The sequence below is a fragment of the Campylobacter rectus genome, assembly GCF_004803795.1.
Lineage (GTDB): Bacteria > Campylobacterota > Campylobacteria > Campylobacterales > Campylobacteraceae > Campylobacter_A > Campylobacter_A rectus.
On sequence record NZ_CP012543.1, the window covers coordinates 2,256,981 to 2,280,126 of the forward strand.

Annotated in this window: 22 protein-coding genes and 1 tRNA gene; 19 read left to right on the forward strand and 4 right to left on the reverse strand. The window is 36.0% G+C overall.

All coding sequences use genetic code 11. The features are described from left to right. Window positions 1-388 precede the first annotated feature (388 nt). The 3 genes from dapB (at window position 389) to CRECT_RS10925 (ending at window position 3,347) form a co-directional block, all read left to right on the forward strand. On the forward strand, window positions 389-1,156 hold the full coding sequence (gene dapB / locus CRECT_RS10915) for a 4-hydroxy-tetrahydrodipicolinate reductase (protein WP_002943864.1): 768 nt from the start codon (window positions 389-391) through the stop codon (window positions 1,154-1,156). Window positions 1,157-1,593: 437 nt separating this feature from the next. Continuing rightward, window positions 1,594-2,931 (forward strand): amidophosphoribosyltransferase, encoded by a 1,338-nt coding sequence (gene purF / locus CRECT_RS10920; RefSeq protein WP_002943972.1) that lies wholly within the window; start codon window positions 1,594-1,596, stop codon window positions 2,929-2,931. Window positions 2,932-3,270: 339 nt separating this feature from the next. Then, window positions 3,271-3,347, forward strand: a tRNA-Met gene (locus CRECT_RS10925). 493 nt (window positions 3,348-3,840) lie between these two features. On the opposite strand, the gene CRECT_RS13020 is transcribed toward CRECT_RS10925, so the two are convergent. Beyond that, entirely contained in the window at window positions 3,841-3,972 is a 132-nt protein-coding gene (locus CRECT_RS13020) for a hypothetical protein (RefSeq protein WP_257792179.1), read from the reverse strand. 260 nt (window positions 3,973-4,232) lie between these two features. Here CRECT_RS13020 and CRECT_RS10930 point away from each other — a divergent pair, with 260 nt between their 5' ends. The 14 genes from CRECT_RS10930 (at window position 4,233) to CRECT_RS10995 (ending at window position 18,321) form a co-directional block, all read left to right on the forward strand. Beyond that, entirely contained in the window at window positions 4,233-7,811 is a 3,579-nt protein-coding gene (locus CRECT_RS10930) for a hypothetical protein (protein WP_171992736.1), read from the forward strand. Continuing rightward, window positions 7,808-8,488 carry a hypothetical protein gene (locus CRECT_RS10935; protein WP_002946223.1) on the forward strand — a complete coding sequence of 227 codons (681 nt, stop codon included), beginning with the start codon at window positions 7,808-7,810 and terminating at the stop codon, window positions 8,486-8,488. Before CRECT_RS10930 ends, CRECT_RS10935 begins: the two co-directional genes overlap by 4 nt. Before the next feature lie 138 nt (window positions 8,489-8,626). After that, window positions 8,627-9,295, forward strand: a complete 669-nt coding sequence (locus CRECT_RS10940; protein WP_002946224.1) for a hypothetical protein — start codon at window positions 8,627-8,629, stop codon at window positions 9,293-9,295. A 6-nt stretch (window positions 9,296-9,301) separates the two neighbouring features. Beyond that, a complete protein-coding gene (locus tag CRECT_RS10945; RefSeq protein ID WP_124853118.1) occupies window positions 9,302-9,514 on the forward strand; it encodes a hypothetical protein in 213 nt (70 codons plus the stop codon). Further along, window positions 9,493-11,274, forward strand: coding sequence for a glycoside hydrolase family 24 protein (locus CRECT_RS10950; protein ID WP_171992737.1), 1,782 nt, complete (start codon window positions 9,493-9,495; stop codon window positions 11,272-11,274). The genes CRECT_RS10945 and CRECT_RS10950 overlap by 22 nt, the downstream gene beginning before the upstream one ends. Window positions 11,275-11,284: 10 nt before the next feature. Continuing rightward, window positions 11,285-11,836, forward strand: coding sequence for a hypothetical protein (locus tag CRECT_RS10955; RefSeq protein WP_002946261.1), 552 nt, complete (start codon window positions 11,285-11,287; stop codon window positions 11,834-11,836). A 40-nt stretch (window positions 11,837-11,876) separates the two neighbouring features. Next, on the forward strand, window positions 11,877-12,650 hold the full coding sequence (locus tag CRECT_RS10960) for a hypothetical protein (protein ID WP_039888601.1): 774 nt from the start codon (window positions 11,877-11,879) through the stop codon (window positions 12,648-12,650). 561 nt (window positions 12,651-13,211) lie between these two features. After that, complete coding sequence (locus CRECT_RS10965) at window positions 13,212-14,126, forward strand: hypothetical protein (protein WP_157752400.1); 915 nt, start codon at window positions 13,212-13,214, stop codon at window positions 14,124-14,126. Window positions 14,127-14,242: 116 nt separating this feature from the next. After that, window positions 14,243-15,055: a hypothetical protein gene (locus CRECT_RS10970; protein ID WP_002945784.1), complete on the forward strand. Its 813-nt coding sequence runs from the start codon at window positions 14,243-14,245 to the stop codon at window positions 15,053-15,055. Window positions 15,056-15,112: 57 nt separating this feature from the next. Continuing rightward, window positions 15,113-15,925, forward strand: a complete 813-nt coding sequence (locus tag CRECT_RS10975; RefSeq protein ID WP_002945769.1) for a hypothetical protein — start codon at window positions 15,113-15,115, stop codon at window positions 15,923-15,925. Window positions 15,926-15,969: 44 nt separating this feature from the next. Continuing rightward, on the forward strand, window positions 15,970-16,146 hold the full coding sequence (locus CRECT_RS10980; protein WP_157752399.1) for a hypothetical protein: 177 nt from the start codon (window positions 15,970-15,972) through the stop codon (window positions 16,144-16,146). Between the two features lie 61 nt (window positions 16,147-16,207). Beyond that, window positions 16,208-16,873 carry a hypothetical protein gene (locus CRECT_RS10985; RefSeq protein WP_171992739.1) on the forward strand — a complete coding sequence of 222 codons (666 nt, stop codon included), beginning with the start codon at window positions 16,208-16,210 and terminating at the stop codon, window positions 16,871-16,873. Continuing rightward, complete coding sequence (locus tag CRECT_RS12360) at window positions 16,866-17,411, forward strand: hypothetical protein (RefSeq protein WP_198400779.1); 546 nt, start codon at window positions 16,866-16,868, stop codon at window positions 17,409-17,411. Before CRECT_RS10985 ends, CRECT_RS12360 begins: the two co-directional genes overlap by 8 nt. 100 nt (window positions 17,412-17,511) lie before the next feature. Continuing rightward, window positions 17,512-18,321, forward strand: a complete 810-nt coding sequence (locus CRECT_RS10995) for a hypothetical protein (RefSeq protein ID WP_002945777.1) — start codon at window positions 17,512-17,514, stop codon at window positions 18,319-18,321. A gap of 158 nt (window positions 18,322-18,479) precedes the next feature. Here CRECT_RS10995 and icmH read toward each other — a convergent pair whose 3' ends face one another. Genes icmH through tssJ form a run of 3 tightly spaced genes read right to left on the reverse strand, consistent with a single transcriptional unit; the run spans window position 18,480 to window position 21,135 of the window. After that, window positions 18,480-19,259 (reverse strand): type IVB secretion system protein IcmH/DotU, encoded by a 780-nt coding sequence (gene icmH, locus CRECT_RS11000; RefSeq protein WP_039888599.1) that lies wholly within the window; start codon window positions 19,257-19,259, stop codon window positions 18,480-18,482. A gap of 17 nt (window positions 19,260-19,276) precedes the next feature. Next, a complete protein-coding gene (gene tssK / locus CRECT_RS11005) occupies window positions 19,277-20,671 on the reverse strand; it encodes a type VI secretion system baseplate subunit TssK (protein ID WP_002945767.1) in 1,395 nt (464 codons plus the stop codon). Between the two features lie 8 nt (window positions 20,672-20,679). Then, on the reverse strand, window positions 20,680-21,135 hold the full coding sequence (gene tssJ, locus CRECT_RS11010; RefSeq protein ID WP_002945786.1) for a type VI secretion system lipoprotein TssJ: 456 nt from the start codon (window positions 21,133-21,135) through the stop codon (window positions 20,680-20,682). Between the two features lie 126 nt (window positions 21,136-21,261). Between tssJ and CRECT_RS11015 the strand changes: the two genes are divergently transcribed. Both CRECT_RS11015 and tssB read left to right on the forward strand, forming a co-directional pair. Further along, on the forward strand, window positions 21,262-22,563 hold the full coding sequence (locus tag CRECT_RS11015) for a type VI secretion system domain-containing protein (RefSeq protein ID WP_002945779.1): 1,302 nt from the start codon (window positions 21,262-21,264) through the stop codon (window positions 22,561-22,563). 91 nt (window positions 22,564-22,654) lie between these two features. Beyond that, on the forward strand, window positions 22,655-23,140 hold the full coding sequence (tssB, locus tag CRECT_RS11020) for a type VI secretion system contractile sheath small subunit (protein WP_002945782.1): 486 nt from the start codon (window positions 22,655-22,657) through the stop codon (window positions 23,138-23,140). Window positions 23,141-23,146 lie beyond the last annotated feature (6 nt).

Below are 23,146 nucleotides of genomic sequence, written 5' to 3' on the forward strand. Positions count from 1 at the left end.
TAAAATAGGCCGAATTTGCGCGCCGCTTGTTTTCCTTGACGTAGTATTTTAGCCCGTTTGCGAGCTCGCCGCCGATGATGGCGGGATCCTGGGTCAAATTTAGCTTTTACGCGTTTTTATCTTTCGGCGTCAAATTTAACGAGCTCAAATTCGCATCCGCCTGCCGCGTTTTAGCTGCCTGCGCGATCGGCGCTTGTTTAGCTACAAGGCTCGCCGCAAAAACGGCTAAAAATAAAATTTTCCTTATCGTCGTCCTTTAATTTAAAAAGCCGATTGTATAGCGCGATTTTTAATATTTTCGCCCACGCACAGCGAAGACGGCGGCCGTGCTAAATTTATTTTTTATAAAATTTATGCTAAATTTAGCCCAAATTTTAAAGGATAAATTTTGGTAAAAATAGGAATCCACGGCGCAAGCGGCAAAATGGGACGTATGATCATCGAGTGCCTAAAAAACGAGCCCGGCGCAACTCTTAGCGCGGCTTATACGATAGAGCCGCTTGATTTTGCGCTGCCTGATGGCGTCATCCTCACGGACAAATTCGACGAGCTTTTCGCAAACTGCGACGTCGTTATCGATTTTACGATCAAAGAGGGCGCGATAAATCTGCTAAACTACGCCCGCACCGACCCAAAACCACTAGTCATCGGCACGACGGGTCTTGGCGAGGACGGCGCGAACCTGCTCAAGCTCGCAAGCGCGGCGATGCCGATACTTTACGCCACCAACATGAGCCTTGGCGTCGCGGTTTTAAATCGCTTGGCGGCGCTTGCCTCAAAGGCTTTGCGCGAATTTGACGCCGAGATCGTCGAGCAGCACCACAGACACAAAAAAGACGCTCCAAGCGGCACGGCGCTGACCCTAGGCGAGCGCGTGGCGACGGCTAGAGGGTTAAATCTAAAAGACGTTTTGGTAACGGGCAGAGACGGCATGGTCGGAGCTCGCAGCAAGGACGAGATCGCGATCCTAGCGGTGCGAGGCGGCGACGTCGTGGGTAGGCATACGGTCGGATTTTACAACGAGGGCGAGTTTATCGAGCTAAATCACACCGCCACTAGCCGCGCGACGTTTGCTAAAGGCGCGATAAAGGCGGCGATTTGGGTTGCCGGGCAGCAAAACGGCCTTTATGGTATAGATGATTGCCTCGGACTATAAAATAGGCGGCTTGGCTTTTTCTACTTACTGCGTTGAAATTTAATTTTCAAGCTCGGCAACCCGCGCGGTTAGCCTACGCTTAAAAATTAAATTTCGCCTTAATTAAGCGAAAAATCCTTCGCCTTATCGTTTTACGTTCAAATTTTGATAATTAAATTTTAGTATGAGAGGCAAAGTATCGCGAGATGATTTTGGGGGTTGCGCAGAAATTTTCGTCCAAGACTAGACATGTAGTCTGTCGCAGGGCGAAAATTTCAAGCTCCGCAAAAAGCGCTCGCGAGACTATTTTTAGTAAAATTTCGGCGGCGATATTTTTGACTTAGGCGAGGCGAAATTTAAATTTTAAGCGTAGGCTAGACATAAAGTCTGCCGAGCTTGAAATTTAAATTTTAACGAAGCATAAGGCAAAAAGATAACGCTATTAAAAAAGGATAAAAATGTGTGCGATAGTTGGAGTAATCAATTCTAAAGACGCGGCAAAAACGGCATACTACGCGCTATTTGCGATGCAGCACAGAGGCCAAGAAGCAAGCGGCATAAGCGCAAGCGAGTATGGGCGCATCGAGACCGTCAAAGGGCACGGGCTCGTCACCGAAGTCTTTAGCAAAAAGAGCTTTGAAGCGCTAAAAGGCGATATGGCGATCGGACACAACCGCTACGCCACCGCAGGCAAAAACTCCGCCGCCGACGCCCAGCCCATCTCCGCAAACTGCGCGCTAGGCCCGATCTCGGTCGTGCATAACGGCAACCTCGTAAATAAAGACGAAGTCCGCAACGCGCTGATCGCCGAGGGCGCGATATTTCAGAGCAATATGGACACCGAAAACATCGTCCATCTCATCGCCAGAAATCACGGCGAACACCTGCGAGATCGTATCGTATCGGCGCTAAAGCAGATCAAAGGCGCCTACTGTCTACTCATCCAGTCGCGACATAAAATTTTCGCCATCCGCGACCGCTGGGGCGTGAGACCGCTCTCGCTGGGACGTCTAAAAGACGGCGGCTACATCGTAGCTAGCGAGACGTGCGCGTTTGATTTAGTGGGAGCGACCTTTATCCGCGACGTGGAGCCCGGCGAGATGATCGTTTTTGAAAACGGCAAAAGCGAGTTTGAGAGCGTGCGCCTTTTTGAGGCGGAGCCCAGAGTTTGCGCGTTTGAGTATATTTATTTCGCGCGCCCCGATAGCGTCATCGAGGGCAAAAGCGTCTATGAAGTGCGCAAAAAAATGGGCGAAACGCTAGCTAAAAAAAGCAAGATCGACGCGGACTTCGTCGTGCCGGTACCAGATAGCGGCACGCCGGCCGCGCTGGGCTACGCAAACGCCAGCGGAATACCGTTTGAGCTAGCCATCGTGCGCAACCACTACGTCGGCCGCACATTCATCGAGCCGACGCAAGAGATGCGCAACCTCAAGGTAAAACTCAAGCTAAACCCGATGGCAAGCCTGCTCAAGGGCAAAAGCGTGGTCGTCGTGGATGATAGCATCGTGCGCGGCACGACCTCTAAAAAGATCGTCGAGCTGCTACGTCACGCGGGCGCGAGAGAGATACACTTTAAGGTCGCTTGCCCCGAGCTAAAATACCCCGAGCGCTACGGCATCGACACTCCGAGCTTCGAGGAGCTCATCAGCGCGAACAAAACCCCCGAAGAGGTGTGCAAATATATCGGCGCGGACAGCCTCGAGTTTTTAGACGTGGACGAGCTGGTTAGCAGCATCGGCAGCGAGCGCAGATATTCGCTGGTGAGCTTTGACGGGGATTATTTTATCAAGTAAATTCGGCCTTGCGTTTTCTCCAGCGGAGTCAAATTTGCAAATTTGACTTTTTATTTTTGCAAATTTTAAAATTTGCCCTACCTTGGCGGAATTTTCATTCGTCAAATTTGAGCCGCAAAACCTGCATCTTGAAAACGCGAAATTTAGTTTATTTTATTTTTAACGCTTTGCGCGCAAATTTTACGCGCTGCAGATTTTGTCGATTTAAATTTGACGAAATTTATGCTCGCAAATCGGCGATTTAATTTTTAAAATTTGGCGCCAAGCGCTCCGCCGCGCAAAAATGAAAATATTTTATCAATATATAAGCAAACGTTGAATATAATTGCAGACTTTAACGTCACGGTAGCTCAGCTGGTTAGAGCGCTGGTCTCATAAGCCGGAGGTCGGGAGTTCAAGTCTCCCCCGTGACACCATAAAGCCCTAAGGCATAGGTTTTTCTACGATTTTATATCGCAATTCCCTTTCATAAAATATAGCTTAAAATTTGTAGCAAATTTAAAATTTATGTAGCAAAAATTTAAGCCGTTTGTAATTTTAGTATGTTTTTATAAAGATTCTCAAAAATAAGATTACTTGCATTTCGGGTCTGAATTTAATCATAGACGACACTTGCCTGATGATTTGGGAGGCGTTTAGAAATATTTAATAACTCTCCATCCAAGTGTCCTTGATTTAGATTTATGGTATTTTAGCCCAAGCCAACCATACGATCCTGCTTGGCATTCTAGCTTATAATCTACATATCGGATGTGTTATCGTTTAGACTATCCTCATTCGTCTTGTTTGGGACTCCCAGCAAAGCCAAAGGAGCGTTTTGCGTATCCGTGCCAGTTGGATATGTTTTCCCAAACGCTTGATATATGGACTCTGCCGTTACCGTCCGGTAGTCGCTTATCTGAAATTCCTCTATAGCGTTTTATCCAGTTTTATACCTAGGGATTTATCTTCTTTGCTAAATTCGTTTATCGTTATGCTCTTATCTCCTTTTTGCACCGTTAGGGTAGATTTACCTCTGCTTGCATCAGTTACGTTATGCATTAGGAGCTACAAAGTGGCTTTTGCTCGAAACTTCTATTTCCCGTCCGGCGTTAAGTCCCGTTTCGGCAATTAAGCTAAGTCCGTCTTTGACTACTATGTCTGTTATCTTGGGGTTGTAAAAATTTTATACTCAAAGCATTAATAATTCACGGATTTTTTGCAACAAAACAGAATCTTTTTTATTGTTATTTAAGACATATTATTGAATATTCTCTAGGTTTGTGATAATATACCAAGCAAAAAGCGATCAAGGATGTTTTATGCCTCTAACCCCTAGAAGCCATACGAATTTCAAAGAAGATTTAATAGAACTTATAAAACTACGATATAAAGATACCGTCGATACAAATCGTCCTTTTTTCCTAAGTGACAAACCATTTATAGGCCACGGCTTTAGCCTAAAAGACGATATCGATACGATATGCGATCAAATTTACGGAAAAGAGAAAAACAAGGCGCTTCTTGAGGGGGTTAAAAAGGCTATAGCCGGTTTTAAAAAAGATAAAACCAAATCAAGCGATGAAAACGCCACCTTGCTTTATAAAAAAATAAATAAAGCCGCAAACGATTCAAAAAAGACTTCTAAATCGTCAGCTAAAGAACAGACGTCAAGTGGATCCTCCGGCAAATCTCCCTCGCCCTCTTCATTTAAAAACCCGTCCTCTCAAACCGAGAAACCTCAAAACCCTTTGCCCGAGTTTAAATTTACCTCCGAGGATCAAAAAAATGCTATCCTTGAACAAAAGCTAAAACCTCTCGTCCGAGAGATAAACAAAAAGCTAAGCGGCTCGCCTCTTGGAAATTTAGGAGATATTACGCTTGCTACCTCTAGTCAAACGTCCGGCAAGGAAGCCGCTTCATCCGATAAGCGATCATCAGGTCCCGGCAAAGAACACGTAGCTCTTCTGGCTTTTCTTTATCTTAGCGATAAAAAGGAGCTAAATCCCTCCCTGGTAACTTATATCAAGAGTAAAAATCGCTTTAGGGTTTGGTATTGGCTGGCCTATGAAAGCTTTGGCGGTAAAACGGGCGATAAATTTGCCAAACTAAGAGAGAGGATTTCAAGCAGATTCGGCCTTTTCGAGTATGACGCATATAACGAAAATTTAAACGGCTCATCCTCCTCTTTTAAGAACCAAACCGGCCTTAGCGCTTCAAATTCGACCAAGGTCGGCACGGAGCATATCGGCTTTAGCGAGTGTATAGATGTATTTAGCCATTTAAACGTAACAAAGATAAAATACCCTAAAAAAGACGAAGAAGACAAAGAGAGCGTAGAAGAAGCCACCTGCCTGGAGTTTATAAAAACCTACGAGACAAATAGAGTAAAGCCGAGTAAAGCGCCTAATTTAAATAACGGCTCCTCAAATAAAAACTTAAGCTCAAAAAAACAAAATCCGAGCCCAAGCGGATTTGGCGCAGAACCGGGCGACGCATCCGCCGCTTCAAAACAAGAAGCCTTGTTTAAGCTTTTTGCGGACAGGCTAAATTTTCTCTTAGCCCCCCATACCTCTAAAACCTTTAGTTTAGAAAACATCTACTGCATAAACCTAACCCTCACAGCGGGGTCTAACGCTTCAAGGATAAACAAGCTCTTAAGAAAAAGAGAGGAAGAGCTCTATAAACAAGAGAATATACTCATACTATGCCCGGTTAAAACCGCTACTCCTATTAGAATTTTCCAACCCAAAAAGAGCAGCTTTACCATAGTGCTGGCTAGCCAAACCCCATTTGACTGTAGCGAGCTAAATCCAAGAGAGCTAAATCCGAACAGAGCTAACTACGGTAAGGTAAATTTATGCGAGCTGTTGCTTACGGATTTTAAATTTAACCCTTATGAAAAAGCAAACGCCAAGCATACTACCCAAGATCCAAAAACCCCTACTACTGAAGAGATAAAATTTAAAAACGCTAAAACAAGTAGCAGGTCCCTTGATCCCTTTACGGGCAAATTCGTTTCAAACGATACGGTAACTCTTTACCGAGGCGAAGATAGTGGCGATAACGAAAACAAAAGCGAGGCAAATAGCAAAGAAGGTAAAAAATCTTCAAGCGATAAAACCAAACCGAAAAACCCGTACTTTACGTCTATTAGACGAGACGAAGAAGATATGGAGTATAAGCTAAAAGAGGGCATGGTAGAGATGAGTTGCTTTAAACAAAACAGCGACTCGGATCTCAAAGCATTAAATTCAGTCTCGAATCAAGCCTCGCCCCATAGGCTCACCTATCTAAATTTCACCCTCCTAAATTTTGCTAAGGAAAACAACTTTACCCTTAGAGACGATAAGGCTTCAGCTATGTTTGATATGAAGCTTCTTCTTGCCTACGGAAACGAAGCTACGCCTACTTCTTACTCAAGCTCGAACTTTACCCTTACCCTCCAAGATCTCATCATCGAAAATGAAAACGGAGAAGCTAGCGATATAGATAAAGTATATCTTCATCACTGCTCGGATAAAACGGTATATGAAAGCTCGTCTTTGGTAAAAAACAAAGACTCCGTATTTAAAAACTCATATACGGCTACGTTTAACATACCCATAGATAAAGAAAACAAAAAAGATACCAAGCTCATAATATATTCAAGCGATCTAAGTAAAACCCATACCACCAAAGATATACATAAACGCTCGGATACTGCGGTAATATCTCTAAGCTATAAAGATAAAAACAACCAAAGCTTTTGCTACCTAAGAAAAACCTCTCTAAGAGATATAACCGATAATATAATAAACGTTATCTCGGATAACGAGTATCCGTTTAAAACAAATGAGGACATAACCCTAAAGGCTATATATAAACAAGAGGAAAAAGACGAACGAGGAAACGAAAACAAAAAGTATAAAGAGGTAGTATGGGGATATAAGGTAATAAAAACCGTAGAGTATAACGAAGCATCAAAATCAAATCCTAAAGACGTCATACTCTTAAAGAATAAAAAAGACGAACGAATCAAAGAAACGAAAGATAATAAATCAAACAAAGAAGAAGGTCTAATAAAAGGCAAAGAGATAACGATCCAAATCTCAAAGGTGGTAACCAAAGACGACCTGGCCAAACTAAAACAAGGAGGACACTCTATAATATTCTTTGCCGCTCTTAAAGAAAAAGAGAAGAAAGAGAAAGAAACGGACAAGAAGAAAAAACAAAACGATAAGTTCAAAGATACGAATGAAGCTAAATTTCAGTTTAATACCGGATACGGTAAGACTCATATGAGGGTGGATATAAATAAAGAGTATGAAGAAGAAAATAAAGAGGATGAAAACTATAACGTTTTAAGAATAGAAACCAAAGACGATAGCGGCGACTATATAGAGATACTAGTCCCTAAGGATGAAATTTTATTTAATATAGAAGACGAAGATCCGCCTTTAGAGGATGATTTCTTGGTTTCTTTAGGTATCGGTGGACTTGCCAAAAAAGGCACGTCAAAGTTAGCCAAATATACAAAAAATATCAAACTGCCGGGAAGTTTAACTAGGGAAAAGATAGTGGGGATATTTATGAGGCTGGAAAAGGGAGATGATGTTTTTGTAAGGCTTGTTAATAATAAGAAAGAATTGGATCTGCTTTGGATAAGAATCTCCAAAGGATCTAAATTTATAGAAAAAAGATCAGTCCCCATAACAAACAAAAAAACCAAAATTACAACTAGAGAAGATATTGCAATGCATAAACTGGATGACGGAAGGACTATTATAAAATATAGAACGGGATCAGGCGCAGGCGGAGAGACGATAGAGATGGATGCCGTTAAAAAAGCCAAAGATAAAATAGGCAATATAAGCGACGGTCAATGGAAAGTACATATAAAAGGATGGGAACCAAAATGAAAAAAGCTAAAATTATCTATGAATGTAATAAGCAAGTTTTTAGAGAGAGCGATGAATTATTTAGCAAGCCTACGATAAGTATCTTTTTAAAAGTTATGCCGCATGCTACAAAAGTCGTCATATTGGAGTTTATGGAATATCTATTTTTGCGACTTATTTCTACATTTGCCAGACACGAATCAGACGAAATGATGCCGCATTTAATAAGCTACGATAACGATGACATAGACTCCCCAAAGCCAACCTACATAAGCGAATACATAAGTATAGTAGGAAATCTTTTTCTAGCCGGATACATAGACTTCTTATGCGACTGGGACGACGATTATAAACAAACGGATTATCCTACGAATTTGTCTTACTACGGAAATTCCAAATACGAAGCTTGGGTATATTTTAGGGATAACTTCTTCTACAAAAAGAAATTTTGTAGAAGCTACGACGAAGATAGAAATAACGAAGAGGGTTACTCTGTCCTATACTCTTGCACCTCTTGGGATAAGCCTGATGATTGGAGTCAATATAATATCCTTGTAGCTGTAACGGAAAAAGGCAAAAAATATCTCAATGAAATTCTGGCTCCTAAATTTTACGAAAAGTATAAGGACGTAGAAATCTATCTTGACGATGAGGGGAATATAATAGGAAGTAATGCAGATACTGCGATAAAAGCCTAAATCATAGCAAATCGGACTCAGAAAACAAAGATGCAGTAAATAAAGTAACAAGCATAGTGAACAAGAAGGCAGATAAGCAAAAGAGAATAAATTCGTATAAACGCATAAGAGAAGCAAATATATTTAAGGGTAAGCTATATGAAAATAATTAAATTTATACTTTGGCTATTTGTTTTAGTGACTAATTTAAACGCCAAAGAAGCTAGTATAAAATCCGAAAATGGTAACTTCTTAATATTTAAAGAATCTGAGAAAAACGAACATTTTGAGGTAAATTTATACAAGAAACTAATCTTTTCTAGCAAAGAATATAATTCTACGATATACATCAATAACGCCACGTACTACTTTGGTCCTAGTAGCAGTATCTTGTCTGGTTCTGGCAGATACGTAATATTAGATGCTTTAGAGGGAGGCTATATTACTGGATATTCTGATGATAAAGATGAAAAACCTTTGTGGAAAGATAAGGTGCATTGTTTGGTTATAGATATGCAAAATGGCTGCATTTTGATAAACGAAACGGATGAAGCGTGTATGCTGGAGTGGGAGGGAGATGAATTATATTACACAATGGATCGGCAAAAAGAAAAGATTGAGTTAAAAAGGAGTATAAAGGATGATTTAGATCATCTATTTGACTGTGAGAATATCAATTTTATAGATACAAATGAGTGCAAAAAACAAAACAAAGGCAAGATAGATAATGCTATTCGTTGTAACACAATAAATCCTAAAAACATAGAAGAATATGAAAAATATCTAAGCAAAGATAGCGACTTTAAACACAAAGAAATTTTAAAGTAAGCATTGATGTCTTTTGTTTCTAATTTTAATAAAAATACTATACGAGATAAAACATATCTGTGCTTAAGCCCTGATGAAAATAGCTTAACTAAAGATTATTTAATAAAAGGAGACGAAGTTATAATTTTAGAAGAAACAAAGGATAAAATATGGCAAAAAATAGCCTATATAAATAGAAAAGGTAAAATTTTAGTAAGATGGGTAAAAATTTTAAAATAACCAAAAACAAAGACTCGTTGTTTAAAAACTCATATACGGCTACGTTTAACATACCCATAGATAAAGAAAACAAAAAAGATACCAAGCTCATAATATATTCAAGCGATCTAAGTAAAACCCATACCACCAAAGATATACATAAACGCTCGGATACTGCGGTAATATCTCTAAGCTATAAAGATAAAAACAACCAAAGCTTTTGCTACCTAAGAAAAACCTCTCTAAGAGATATAACCGATAATATAATAAACGTTATCTCGGATAACGAGTATCCGTTTAAAACAAATGAGGACATAACCCTAAAGGCTATATATAAACAAGAGGAAAAAGACGAACGAGGAAACGAAAACAAAAAGTATAAAGAGGTAGTATGGGGATATAAGGTAATAAAAACCGTAGAGTATAACGAAGCATCAAAATCAAATCCTAAAGACGTCATACTCTTAAAGAATAAAAAAGACGAACGAATCAAAGAAACGAAAGATAATAAATCAAACAAAGAAGAAGGTCTAATAAAAGGCAAAGAGATAACGATCCAAATCTCAAAGGTGGTAACCAAAGACGACCTGGCCAAACTAAAACAAGGAGGACACTCTATAATATTCTTTGCCGCTCTTAAAGAAAAAGAGAAGAAAGAGAAAGAAACGGACAAGAAGAAAAAACAAAACGATAAGTTCAAAGATACGAATGAAGCTAAATTTCAGTTTAATACCGGATACGGTAAGACTCATATGAGGGTGGATATAAAGATACCTCTATATATCAAATTTAAAGACGATAGAGTAATCGTCTATGAATTTGAGCATGCTATAAAGCAGAAGGTGTTTAAGGCCGGTATAAACTATAATGATGCATTGATAAATAAAAGCGGCTACTTGTATATAAATAAAGATATAGCCTCTAAAGATATAAATATCTATAAAGACGACAAGCTAAGCAAAGAGCTAAAAACCGATGAGAAGACAAATAAGAACTATCGAATTTACATAGATGAAGCGAATTCCGCAAACAATCAAAACCCAAGCAATACAAACCCGGTCCAATCCCAAACAGGTCAAACAAACATAAACCAAGATACCAAATACGGTATCAATCTACTGAGTAAAGATAATATGGATAAATTCATAAGCTCGTTTAACGAATCAAAGAGCCTAACCAGAGTAGATAAAGGTATGTGGGTGGATGGGGATGTAGCTATAAAGGTAGAGATAAATAGAGACATTAGAATTCTAAGAATAAGAGCTTTTATGTGTGCTATAAAATACGGTGAGGGAACAAATGGAAATAATGGATACGAAATAAATGTTGGCGGAAAGTTATTCACAAAAGATTATGGAAAAGACTTTTCAGATCATCCAAGATATTATGTAAAATCTCTTGATTCTAGTGCTGCTGGTGCATATCAGATAAAATCTAGCACTTGGGATATGATTCTCAAAAAATACAAAAGGACCTATGGTATTACTGATTTTTCTCCTATTAACCAGGACAAAGCTTGCTTGATATTAATTAAACACATTAGAAATGCTCTTGATTTGATAGCAGATGAAAAAATTGACGAGGCAGTTAGAAGTAGAACAGATAATAAGTTTAAAAGACTACATTATGAATGGGCTAGCATGCCAGACTCTCCGTATGGACAACGCACCATAACTATGGAAAAGTTTATGGAGTACTATATGTATCATTTGGAATTAGAAAAAAGAGACATAAGTGACTTGGCTATAGATGATGAAGAGATTAAAAGATTTTTAGATTAAAGGAGATGTTATGAAATTAAATATAATGATGCTTATTTTTGCTTTGCTCACATCAGCTTTTGGCGCTAAGCTGGAGCAAAAACTGGAAGCTAAATTTGACAAATACAAGGTTAAAGAAGTATATAAAGGTGAAATAAAAATACCAAAGAGTTACAAGAAGGATGAAGAGGGACTTTATAGAGATAAATTTGGTAAATTTGTAAGCAATCAGCAAGAATTTTACGTAAATTTTGCAGGTAAATACATGATAGTTACGCATAGTTGTGGCACTAGTTGCTATTATAGAACAGTAGAAGATTTAAGTGCAGGCAAGACCGTAAATATAGAAGGTATGGATAAATTTGACAATACCGAAACTAGACCATTATTTAAAGATAGTGAAATAGGTGGATTTGCTAAACTTTATACTAGAGAGGATAGCGATCTTCTAATGGCTAGATATGTAAATTTCGATACAGATGTTTGCAAGCAAGAGTATTTTGTGCTAAAGACACTCAAAAACGGCAAGAAAAAGCTAAAAAGCATATCAAAAAGAACGCCTTGCGATACACCTATAAAATAAAACGATTATGAAATTTAAAACTATATTATTAACTAGCTTGATGATAGGTTTAAATTTATATGGATTCGAGCCTTTAACTCCAGATGAAGCTATGAGAAAATTTGACTCTGACTTTTTGCAGATAAACGACTATCCGCTTGATCCCACAATGGACTATGGCAGTCATGGTATCCCACCAAGCTTTAAGTGCTACGATGCCAAAGAAAAGTATAAATTTAAAAAATATTCCCTAGAAGATTTTATATGCCAGTCAAGCTATAACTCTTTTAGAGACAACTACTTTGCTGATCTTTATAATCTAATCATTAAAGAAAATTCGAAGTTAAAAGATAAAGCCAGAAAGATAGCTAGGGAGAGGATAAAGGATAGCAAAAAAGAGTGTATAAGATACTCAAAAAAAGAGTATGACTATAGTTTTATAGAAAGCAAGGCTTTATTTGTATCTGAAAGTATAAGTTGCATAAGCAAAAAATATAGGCACTTTACAGCAAAGCTAGCGCTAATGCTTTATGAATATGATAAAGAGCTATTTAAAAGAATTTATGGTGAAGAGTATGAGAAATTTAAAGAGGTATTTAAAGATACTCTTTCTATATATTATCTTAAATTTGAAGGCATAAGCGCAAAGCAAAAAGAAGAAAACATAAGACTTTATGAAAATTTTAAAGAAAAATACAAAGACTACGATATTGAAAGTTTTGGATATAATCATTGTTGGGATGCAAGCTATGTTTTATTAACTCAATACCCCCTAATAGATGAAAAAGGTCATTTGGTGTTACCTGAGGACAGGAAAAATCATGACAAAAACTAGGCTTTTATATCTATTACTATTTTTAGATATATTTTCTAATGCTCAAAATTTAAATTTAGAAACTTATAGCAGTAATAGCAAATGCTCTAAAAAATAAATGGTGAAGAAATTTATAGTCAAGAATGCGAGTATGAATTTGGAGCAAATTTGATCTTTTATACCAAATTTAATCATAGTGAAGTGCGGATATTTCAAGACGTACAAAACTATGCCACCTGCAGCGGACGTGAGCCTTTAAGAATTTTTGAAAAGAAGGATGACGACAAGGTCAAATTTCAAGGTGAGGTAGATTGGTGTGCAAGCAGCCAAATTTTGAAGTCACTGATGAAACTATTTTGATAATAGATAAACCACATAAGAGCGCTCTAACTAACGATGGCGAATCAAATTTTAAAAACATCGGAAAACTATCCAGCGAAAGAAAATATAAATTTAAGAATGGGAAGATTAAAGAGATATGGTTTTTGCCTTTATTAATGAGTATAATGCGACATATGCTTAAGAATTTAAAAACAAATAGCGGATATAAATATGATAAATAAAATAGTTATTTTTTATTTTATGTTGTTGATCTTTACGATACATAATGCCTGCGCCAAAGATATAAATTTGACTGGAATTTACAAGACCGAGCCTTGCAATATCTCGATAGAAATCGCAAATGCTAACAAAACAGGATATTTTTATAGGATAGTCGATAATAATCAAACAAAATCAGAAGGATATATATCAAATATAAAAAGTAACGGCGAGGGTGAATTTTATGTAAAATTTAAAAATTTTCAAGCAGCATATGAAAATGACACTCTTGTTATACAAAACTATGGAAATTCTATGAATCAATATATTCATTTCGAAGATTGCGATAGTAAATATTTAAAATTTGACAAATTATTATCCGCTCATCCTCAAAAATCGTCCTTAACTACCGTTTTTGGCGACCTGGACGGCGATAACATAGAAGAAAAAGTCCTCATAAGCGAAAATAACGACGGTCAAAGAATGCTGCAAATTTTTAAACAAAATAATTCAAGCGAATGGAAGCTATGGCACAGCTTTGACAACATAGTAATAAATAGCGATGATGGCGGTGCTATGGGTGATCCGTTTGCAGAGCTATCCGTGTCAAACAGAGTGATATCTGTAAGCCACGATGGAGGCGGAGGACGTTTTACTTGGCAGTATTTACATAAATATAGATATGATAAAAAAGATAAGATATGGAAAGTAGTAGGTGCTACGATAACCCATCTTGACAAGAGCAAAAAAGTCGAGACTCTAGACTATAATCTATTAACAGGAAAGGCGATCTATACTGCGAACTGTATTGGAGACGATGAGGATCAAGATGAGTGTATGGATATTAAAAATTTTACTTTTTATGTAAAACCCGCAAATTCTCCGCTGATGAAAAATTTTAAAATAGGAAAAAATAAAATCGTTATACCCAAATTTAATATAGAAATGTACTATTAAAATAAATTTTACGCAAAAGTCATACTGGGTTATTGACATATAAAGGAGTTAGTATATGAAGATAATTAATCTTATACTTGAAATTTACACGAGTAATTTATAACCGAAAACATCATATGAAAAAAATTTTATTTATATTTTTTATATCATCTCTTTACGGTGATTTATTTGCGCAAGTTTTTACTTATAATTTAAATTTTGTAAGAGTAAATTTAAACACCAAACAAATAGCAAAGGATAAATATATAAATTTTGACCTAGAAACAGACAAGGACAAATACGGTGAAAATCTGGCTTATTTTGCAAATGAGTATACATACGAGAACAAGGATGTTCTCTCGCCTTTGCGAATAGATGCCGATGAAAACAAGAAAGCTGTAGTAAAATTTGAAGCATGCGACAAACTAAACAAAAAATTGTTAGCTTGCAATGGTATGGGAAAAGATGAAATTTCAAATTTTAAACACAAAGATATATCTAATTATTATTTTAAAATAGACAACAATAACTACTCTGTAAAAATTTTGCGTGACTATAATGAAGATAGTCTAGGGCGAGCGATAGATGTAAAAGAGTGTGCTGTTATCGTTTCAAAATATAAAGATAAGAAATGGCATTTTTGTTATAACAATATATCGATGCAAGAAGTTTCTGCTAAAAAGGATATTATCGAATTTAGAGGCGGCAATCAGGATAGACTTGGCAACATAGTAGATTTTTATATGTCGTTTAAGTATCTAGAATCAGATTTTTATTTGTATGAATATGTTTGGAAATTTGGACGCATAGATGAAAATAGCGATAAAGAAATATTTGATAAGGCAGAAATATATTATAAATATACCAATGAAAAGGATAAGATATATATAAATGAAGTCACGCCAGAATTGCTTAATAAAATGAGAGAAATTTTTTATAAGAATAAGTAAGGTATTGGCAATATAAGAAGCAAATATATTTAAGAAATTTAAATAAAAGGACAAGAGATGAAATTTAAAACTATATTATTAACTAGCTTGATGATAGGCTTAAATTTATATGGATTTGAGCCTTTAATGCCCGGCAAGGCTAGTGAAAAGGCTATTGAACAATTAGAGCAGGTTGATAATAATTTTTTTACCGGAGATGACTATTCTTTTAACGATTATGGCACTAAGATATTTCCCAGCTTTAAATGTTCTGATGCTAAAGGAAAGTATAAATTTAAAGAGTACTCTTTAGAAGACTTTATTTGCCAGTCAAAATTTATTGCCTTTAGGGATAACTATTTTAGCGATCTTTATAATCTAATCATTAAAGAAAATCCGAAGTTAAAAGATAAAGCCCAAAAGATAGCTAGAGAGAGGATAAGCAAAACTCAAAAAGAGTGTATAGAAGGATATTCTAAAGTCTTTAGAGTACAAATTAAATATAATTATAGCGTTGGTAATTCTATTCATTGCACTAGATCATACTATAGAAGCTATACGGCTAAACTAGCCTTAATGCTTTATAAAAATGATCAAGAGCTGTTTGAGAGAATTTACGGCGAAGATTACGAAAAATTTAAAGAGGTATTGGAAGATACCTTAAAGTATGTGCCCATACTTTACTCTTTTAGAGACTTGAAAGACATTAAAAAAACAGACGATAGGCCTTATGCTGAATTTCTAAGAAAGTATGATGACTATACCGGCGATTTTGATAAATATCGTATCCACGACCTAATTTACATAGTATTAGTCCAATACTCCCTAATAGACAAAAACGGTCATTTAGTATTACCTGAGAATAGAAAGGAAGAAGAGGAGGAGCAATGATTTTTAGATTTTTTATCTTAACTTGTGAAATTTATGGCGATATAATGCCAGACAGGACAGTGTATTTGACCATTTCAAGACAAGGAAAAACTATTTTTAAGAGCGACAATATACAAGAGATAGATCAAAATAAATTTACATCTAAGCTTGAGATGACAAATAAAGAGCTGCTCACAGCGTTTGATAAATTTTATAAAAAGTTACAAAATAGATACCAGTGATGGCTTGTTAAAAAATATGAAGACTATAAATAAAATAATTCTTTTCTTGCTAATGGTATTTATGTCGCCTTCTCTTTTTGCAGAGCAAACTACCGAGCAGTGTTTTAATGGCTTTTTAGATAACAAAGCACATTTTGCCAAAGAAGACAAATTTGACGAATTTGATTTTTCTAACATTTTGGCTGACAAGCGTACAAAATTTTTGGGCTATGTCGGAGCTGATTATCATAGGCTACATATAAATTTTGACAGCGTTAAAAAGATATCAAGGTCAAAATATATAGTATCTGGCAACTACAAAATAGCCGGAAAAACTCAATCGTTTAACGGCGAAATTCAAATATCTGAAATAAGAAAATATACAAATTTTAACTACGGCGTTGATGATTTTATGAAAGGCAAAATCAATGCCCAAGGCATAGCCTTAGCGACCTATTTTTTAAAAGGCGAAGCAGAAAAATTTCAAGCTAAAGGCCGCATGCTGATAAGATGGTACATTGACAACGATAAAAAATTGCTATACGACGATATATCAGAAGATGAGGATTTGTACGCAAATAATTTATTTTGTGGAGAGTGCGAGGTGAGCAAGGTGCAAACAAGGCCGTGCGCGCGGGGTCATTACAGGATACCAAATAGCGGCGATCTTGACATGGGGGCCGGAGAATTTAGCCCAAATCCAAAATATCTTAGCAACGGCTGGGGCAACTTTAATAAAGATGAATAAATTTCACTTTTTAATACTATCTCTAATTTTAGGTTTTCTAAATTTAACAGCTAGTGAAAATTTGCCGCGCACAACAAGCATAGACAAAATCAAAGTAGGTAAAATTTTATTTACCAAAAATTTAGCTTCAAAAAATATCAAATACTTTCTGGATGGCGAAAAGGCAAGCTTTGTAAATTTGTCTAAAACGCAGATTATGACGCTTGATTTTTGCTGTGGCAGTAGTGGCGAAATTCAAAGGATAAATGTCAAATTTTTTGATAAAAATTTAACTGAAGGAAATATAAATTTCAGCAAACTAAAAGAATTTGCTACAAATTCAGGTATCAAACTTGGCGAAAAACAAGAGCAAATTTTAAAGAAGCTAGGCAAGCCAACCGATCTACAAGAAGAAAATACTACCTCTATTGCCACCTACATCACCGGGCAAAGCCAAAGCAAACTCTTGCAAGAATTTGATATGCCGCTCTACTACGAAAAGTTTATCTTTTCTGACGGAGTTTTAAAAGAGTATGAATTTGGCTTTGAGTATCCGTGATACTATAATAGCTCTTTTTATAATTAATCATTTTGGCAAATTTGTATAAACGCATACGAGAAGCAAATATATTTAAGAAATTTAAATAAAAGGATAAGAGATGAAATTTAAAATTTTATTACTAGCATTTGCGTTTATGTGGCAAAATTTATATCCATTTGAGCCTTTAACTCCAAGCAAAGCAAGTAAAAGAGCAGAAGAGCTTGGGCAGCTAGATTGGATTATAAATTCTACAAACGACTATGGCTCAGAGAGCAAACCAAGCTTTGCTTGCTATAACACCAAAGGAAAGTATAAATTTAAAAAATACTCTTTGGAAGATTTTATATGCCAGTCAAGCTATAACTCTTTTAGAGATAACTACTTTGCTGATCTTTATAATCTAATAGTGAAAGAAAGCCCAAATTTAAAAGATAAAGCCAGGAAGATAGCTAGAGAGAGGATAGGAAAAACCCAAAAAGAGTGTATGATATATAGCCAAAAAGACTACATAAGCTCCATAGAAAATTATCCAAACCCCGATGTGGGACCTGGCTATATACATATGACTATTAACTGTATAAAGTCATACTACCGAACCTACACTACTAAACTAGCCTTAATGCTTTATAAGAACGATAAGGAACTATTTAAGAAAATTTACGATGAGGACTATGAAAAATTTAAAGAAGTATTTGAGGACACCTTAAAATACGTACCCATAATTCGATCTACTCCAGAAATAACACATATAAAAAAAACAGATAATGTTCCTTATGCTGAGTTTTTAAGAAAATATGATGATTATACTGGCGATTTTGATAAATATCGTATCCATGACCTAATTTACATAGTCTTGATCCAATACTCGCTCATTGACGAGAATGGTCATTTGGTATTGCCTAAGGATAGAAAGGAAGAAGAGGAGTAGCAAATTAAGATTTTTTAAAAGCTTTATAATCTTTAAAATCACCGTATGAAAATTTGTATCGAGATTTTTAACTTAACCGCACAATAAATTGCTGTTTTATTTTAGACGGATTACGCACGGGAAAATTTAAAAACAAAATGCATAACTCATTAGCTAGATTATGTTTTCGTATTGGAATCTCTCATAAAAATATCTATTTTGTTGTTAATACTCGTATTATTTTTTATATTTTCTTTATCTAAGGTATAAATTGAATATATAAACGAAAGTGCAACTGCCGCCAAGGCCGCCAGTATCGTCAAAGTTCTAGCTCCACCAAAAGTAAAATTTTTCAGTATATTGTCAGGTTTAGAGGGGGTATAAGCTTTTTTAAATAGTATCTCTTCCTCGCTACCTATCAAAGGAGCGATAGCTGACGCTATACTTTCGCAAAGATATCCTATCTTTTCGTTACAATCATTCTCCAGGTCGTATTTGCCCCTATATCCAAGAGTTAAACAAGCATAAACAACTTCCAAAAGATCTTTGTTTTTAGTAGGGTTTTCAAACCATTTATCCATTATGCCAAAAAATTTATTCCCGCCTAAATTTTCGTTAAATAGTCTAATAGTAAGGGTATTGTTAGCCCAAAAACTATTCATAAAAATTTCATTTTTCATAAGGCTTTCGTCTATAAAAACGCATACGCAGTACCTGAGCCTAGTAATATCGTCTTCGTCATAAATCCTAAGGCTAGCTAATTTCGAGCTTATGCTGAGTATATCGTTGGTCAATTTTTCTTTTAAGCTAACCATTTGTTCTTGGGAAATGCTTTGTATCTTTGACATTCTATTGGCAAGAAGCAAAAGAGGCAATATGTGATCTAGGGCTTGATTTGTTCCTAGCCCATGGAGCTTACTCTCAAACAATATAGAAAAGGAGTTATCTTTATTTTGCACTTATCGACCTTTAAATTTTATAGTATCGCCCACATCTTTATATCCGGGTTTGTTATATTATTCGTGACATATACGCTGATAATATTCTCTCCGACAAAAGACTTAAACAGCTTGTCGTTCTTGTCTAGCCTATAATAAACATATCCGTTTAATCTCGGGAGAGTAGTCGGGATAATTGAAACTTGCTCGACATTAAGACCATTAAGCTGAGACGCTACTATATTTTTGATGTTGGATTGAGTATGAATCTTGCACTGTTCTTTAAAATTCTTAAGCAAATAATCGCTACCGACGCTAGAGCTGATAGCCAAAAATAGCTCGCCTTTTTCGATAATACCTGCGTTATCAAACATACAATCAAAAAACCCGTGAGCATTTGATATGATGCGGGCCATGACGTATTTAGGGGATATGATTTTGGAAAATAATAGCCTTATATTATTAATTAGCAGCGAAAAGGTAGCGCTCAGGTCGTCGTGTTTATAAGCTATAAAATCGCTAAAACTATCATCATTGCTCAAAGCGATCAAATCAGCCTGAAAATCAACTAACTTTTCATACAAAAATTCAGGATGAAACTTTTGTCTATTTGCTATAGACGCGAAGTTCAGGCTCCATTTTTTTAGCATATTTAAGGTTAAATAGGTAGTAAAATCAAGAGTATTTTTCGATTGGTCTATACCCTTGAATATACTTAAAAAAGTCTGCTTATGTTGCCTTGTCGCATATATCATCTCATCGATAAACTGTCTTATAAACGGATGCCTACTTATGTCGAGGCAGGTCGGAATAAATTTATCGTCCAGTTTTATTTGTTTGCTAGAATTTATATTTTGTATTTTACAAATCGGTATCTCAAGCTCATACGGAGTTTTGCTACCCAAAACTCCCAAATTTGTTTTAAGACTAGCAAGAACGATACTTTCTTTGTCTTGATCAAAGGCTGATCCCAGTAGATACTCCTCTTCGTCGCTCAAATCCTTAAGCACGTCAACGCTGGCATCGTCATGAACTTTAGAGCTAATAAGCGCTCTAGTTGCTTTAAATTTAGAGCTAGTTATGCTGTTTTGGAGGCTAACATCGACTACCAGATTACCCATAGGTATTTTCAAGACTATTATGGATGAGGACAACGAATCAAACTCTACTTCTAGAGGCTCCGGAAGCTCGTCTTCCTCCGGAGCGTTAAATACCGATCCGTCCTGAGCGATAGCGGAAATACTCCTTAGCCCTATTTTTCCTTGCTCCAGCAGTTCATTTGAAATTTGAATATCCAAAACACCATAAAGGTTAGAAAAAGAAGAAATAGTCTTTAAATTTATATTTCTCTCAAGATATCTTTCTTGTTGTTCGAAATGAATTTTATCCACATTCATCCCGTTATACCAAACGACTTTTAAATTTTCAGCCATCTTTACGTCTATTCTTTTACAACCAAGGATTTGGCGCTCAAAGCTTTTATGTCCTTATCCGATATGCTAAATATTAAATAGCCTTCTTTTACGTCGGAAGTCTTTTTAAATTCCTTGATTTTAGTTTTTCCTTGATCGGCATAAAGCACCAATACGCCAACATAAGGAACGTTTTCTTTGTCTATTTTTACAATAGCCGTATTGGCATTTGGCTGAATTTGAAGTTTAATGGAATCTATCTTGTCCCTTCCCAGTACTTCATTTTCTTTTGTTATGAGCTCCATCTCGGTGGCCTCTTCAAATTTCTTAATATCGCTCAATTGATAAACTATGACCGTTATCGGAACATTATCGCCGCGATTATTTAAATTTGAATTAGGCATATTGTTTATACCGACTTGTATCTGACCGCAACCCACGATAAATACTGTAAAAATAGCTGCTAAAAACACTTTTTTAAACATATTAATAACCCTTGAATAGTATCTATATACAAGTATATCGAAGTAATTTTAAAATACTATTAAGGTAAATAATTTTATGATTTTAGCTAATAATAACTACGAAAAATTTAAGTATAGAGGTTTTAGATGCGGTTATATTATGAATTTAATAAAAATTTTTCCGATGATGCTTTTTTGGACGAGCTGCAAGGCGAGATGTCTAAATACAAAACATTGGCTCACGAAACCATAAAATGGGATAGAGTTTTTGATTGTTCTTATAAAATTTTACAATCGTTTTCTCTCGATACGAAATTTTTTAGCTATTTGTGTATAGCGGCGACAAATATAAATTTGCCTAAAAACTATGAAATTTTAAAAGATGTTCTAAAATCTTTTTTAGAAGCGCTCAAAGATGATCCGCAAAGACTTGGCCAAACGGAAAAACTGCTGGCGACAAAGAGAAAAATTTTTATTAATTCATTGGATGGCTTTATAGAAGAATTAAATAAACAAAATTTAAATTGTCCGCAAAATTTTGTCGATTCTATGGTCTCTTTGCTAAACGAACTGGGAAAAAACATAAACCACAAATTTGCAAGTATCGATGTCCGGGCTTATACGTCAAAGCAGTCCGAATACGAAAGCGAGCGACCGACGCAGACGCAAGTCGCCAACCAGGTTCAAAGCAATGCGCATACCGCGGCTTCTTTGAATTTTTCGGCTCATACGGATATTAAATCCATAAACGATAGGGAATATAGAGATTTTTTTATAAACTTATCGCTTGAACTCCTTAAAGACGATTTGCGAAACGTAAATGCTTACGCTATTTTTATGCAGGCTTTATGGGGCAGGATTAAGGCCTTGCCGGCAAGCAACGATTTTATCACGCCCGTTAGATATCCTGAGCAAAATTTGATCATAAACATTAAAAATATCGAATCGTTAAATTTAGAAAATTTAAGACTTTTTATGCAAAATTTGGCTTTAAATCCGTTTTGGATCGATGGATTAATGATATTTTGTAAATTTTTAGCAAAAAACAACCTATCTTTTATAGAAAATTTTATATCGGAACAAGTTGCCGTATTTTTAAACATCCATATAGATATACGAAAATTAAAATTTCAAAGCTCGGAAGATATGTGCCCAAAGGAAACCTTTGATTTTTTTATGAATCAAAAGGGTGCCAAACAAGAAAATACTTCCGACAAAAATATCGATGATTTAGATATAAATGAAATTTTAATGGACATAAATGCCAAAAATACGACCAACAACTCAAGAGAAAATTTAAACTCGATGCTTTTGATGGCGAGCGCTTTTTCCGGCAAGGGTATGAAAAGTAATGCAAAAACCATATACGCTCAAATAGTAAATTTTATAGAAAATACCGAGCTCAAAGAGTATCTTTCCGACATATATAAAAAGGCGAAATCATTTTAAAGTTAGGAGCCACTAAAATACTTAAATAGGATTTAATATTTTTTTAAATATAATTTAGAGGTTAATTTTAAATTCAAACCAAGGACGCAATATGACCAAGAACTCCGTCGCACCCAAAGAACGCATAAACATAACATATAAAACCAAAACGAACAACCAAGAAGCCGATGTGGAGCTGCCGCTTAAGCTGATGGTTATGGCAAATTTGACCGGCCGCAACGACACTCCGGTCGAAGACCGAGAAGTGGTATCCATAAATAAAATCAATTTTGACCAAGTAATGCAAAAAATGGATATAAAAGCAAATTTTGCCGTAGAAAATAAACTAGGTCTGGGCTCGGATGAAATCAACATAGAGCTTAAAATATCAAATATGAAAGACTTTTCTCCGGACAACATAGCAAAGCAAATCCCGGAGATCAATCAACTTTTGGAACTAAGAAAAGCGCTGGTATCGCTAAAGGGCCCAATGGGAAACATTCCCGACTTTAGAAAAGCGGTTTTGGATGCGTTAAAGAACAAAAAAACCAAACAAGAGCTTCTTTTGGAAATAAAAGACTCTCAAGACGTAAAATGAGGAAGT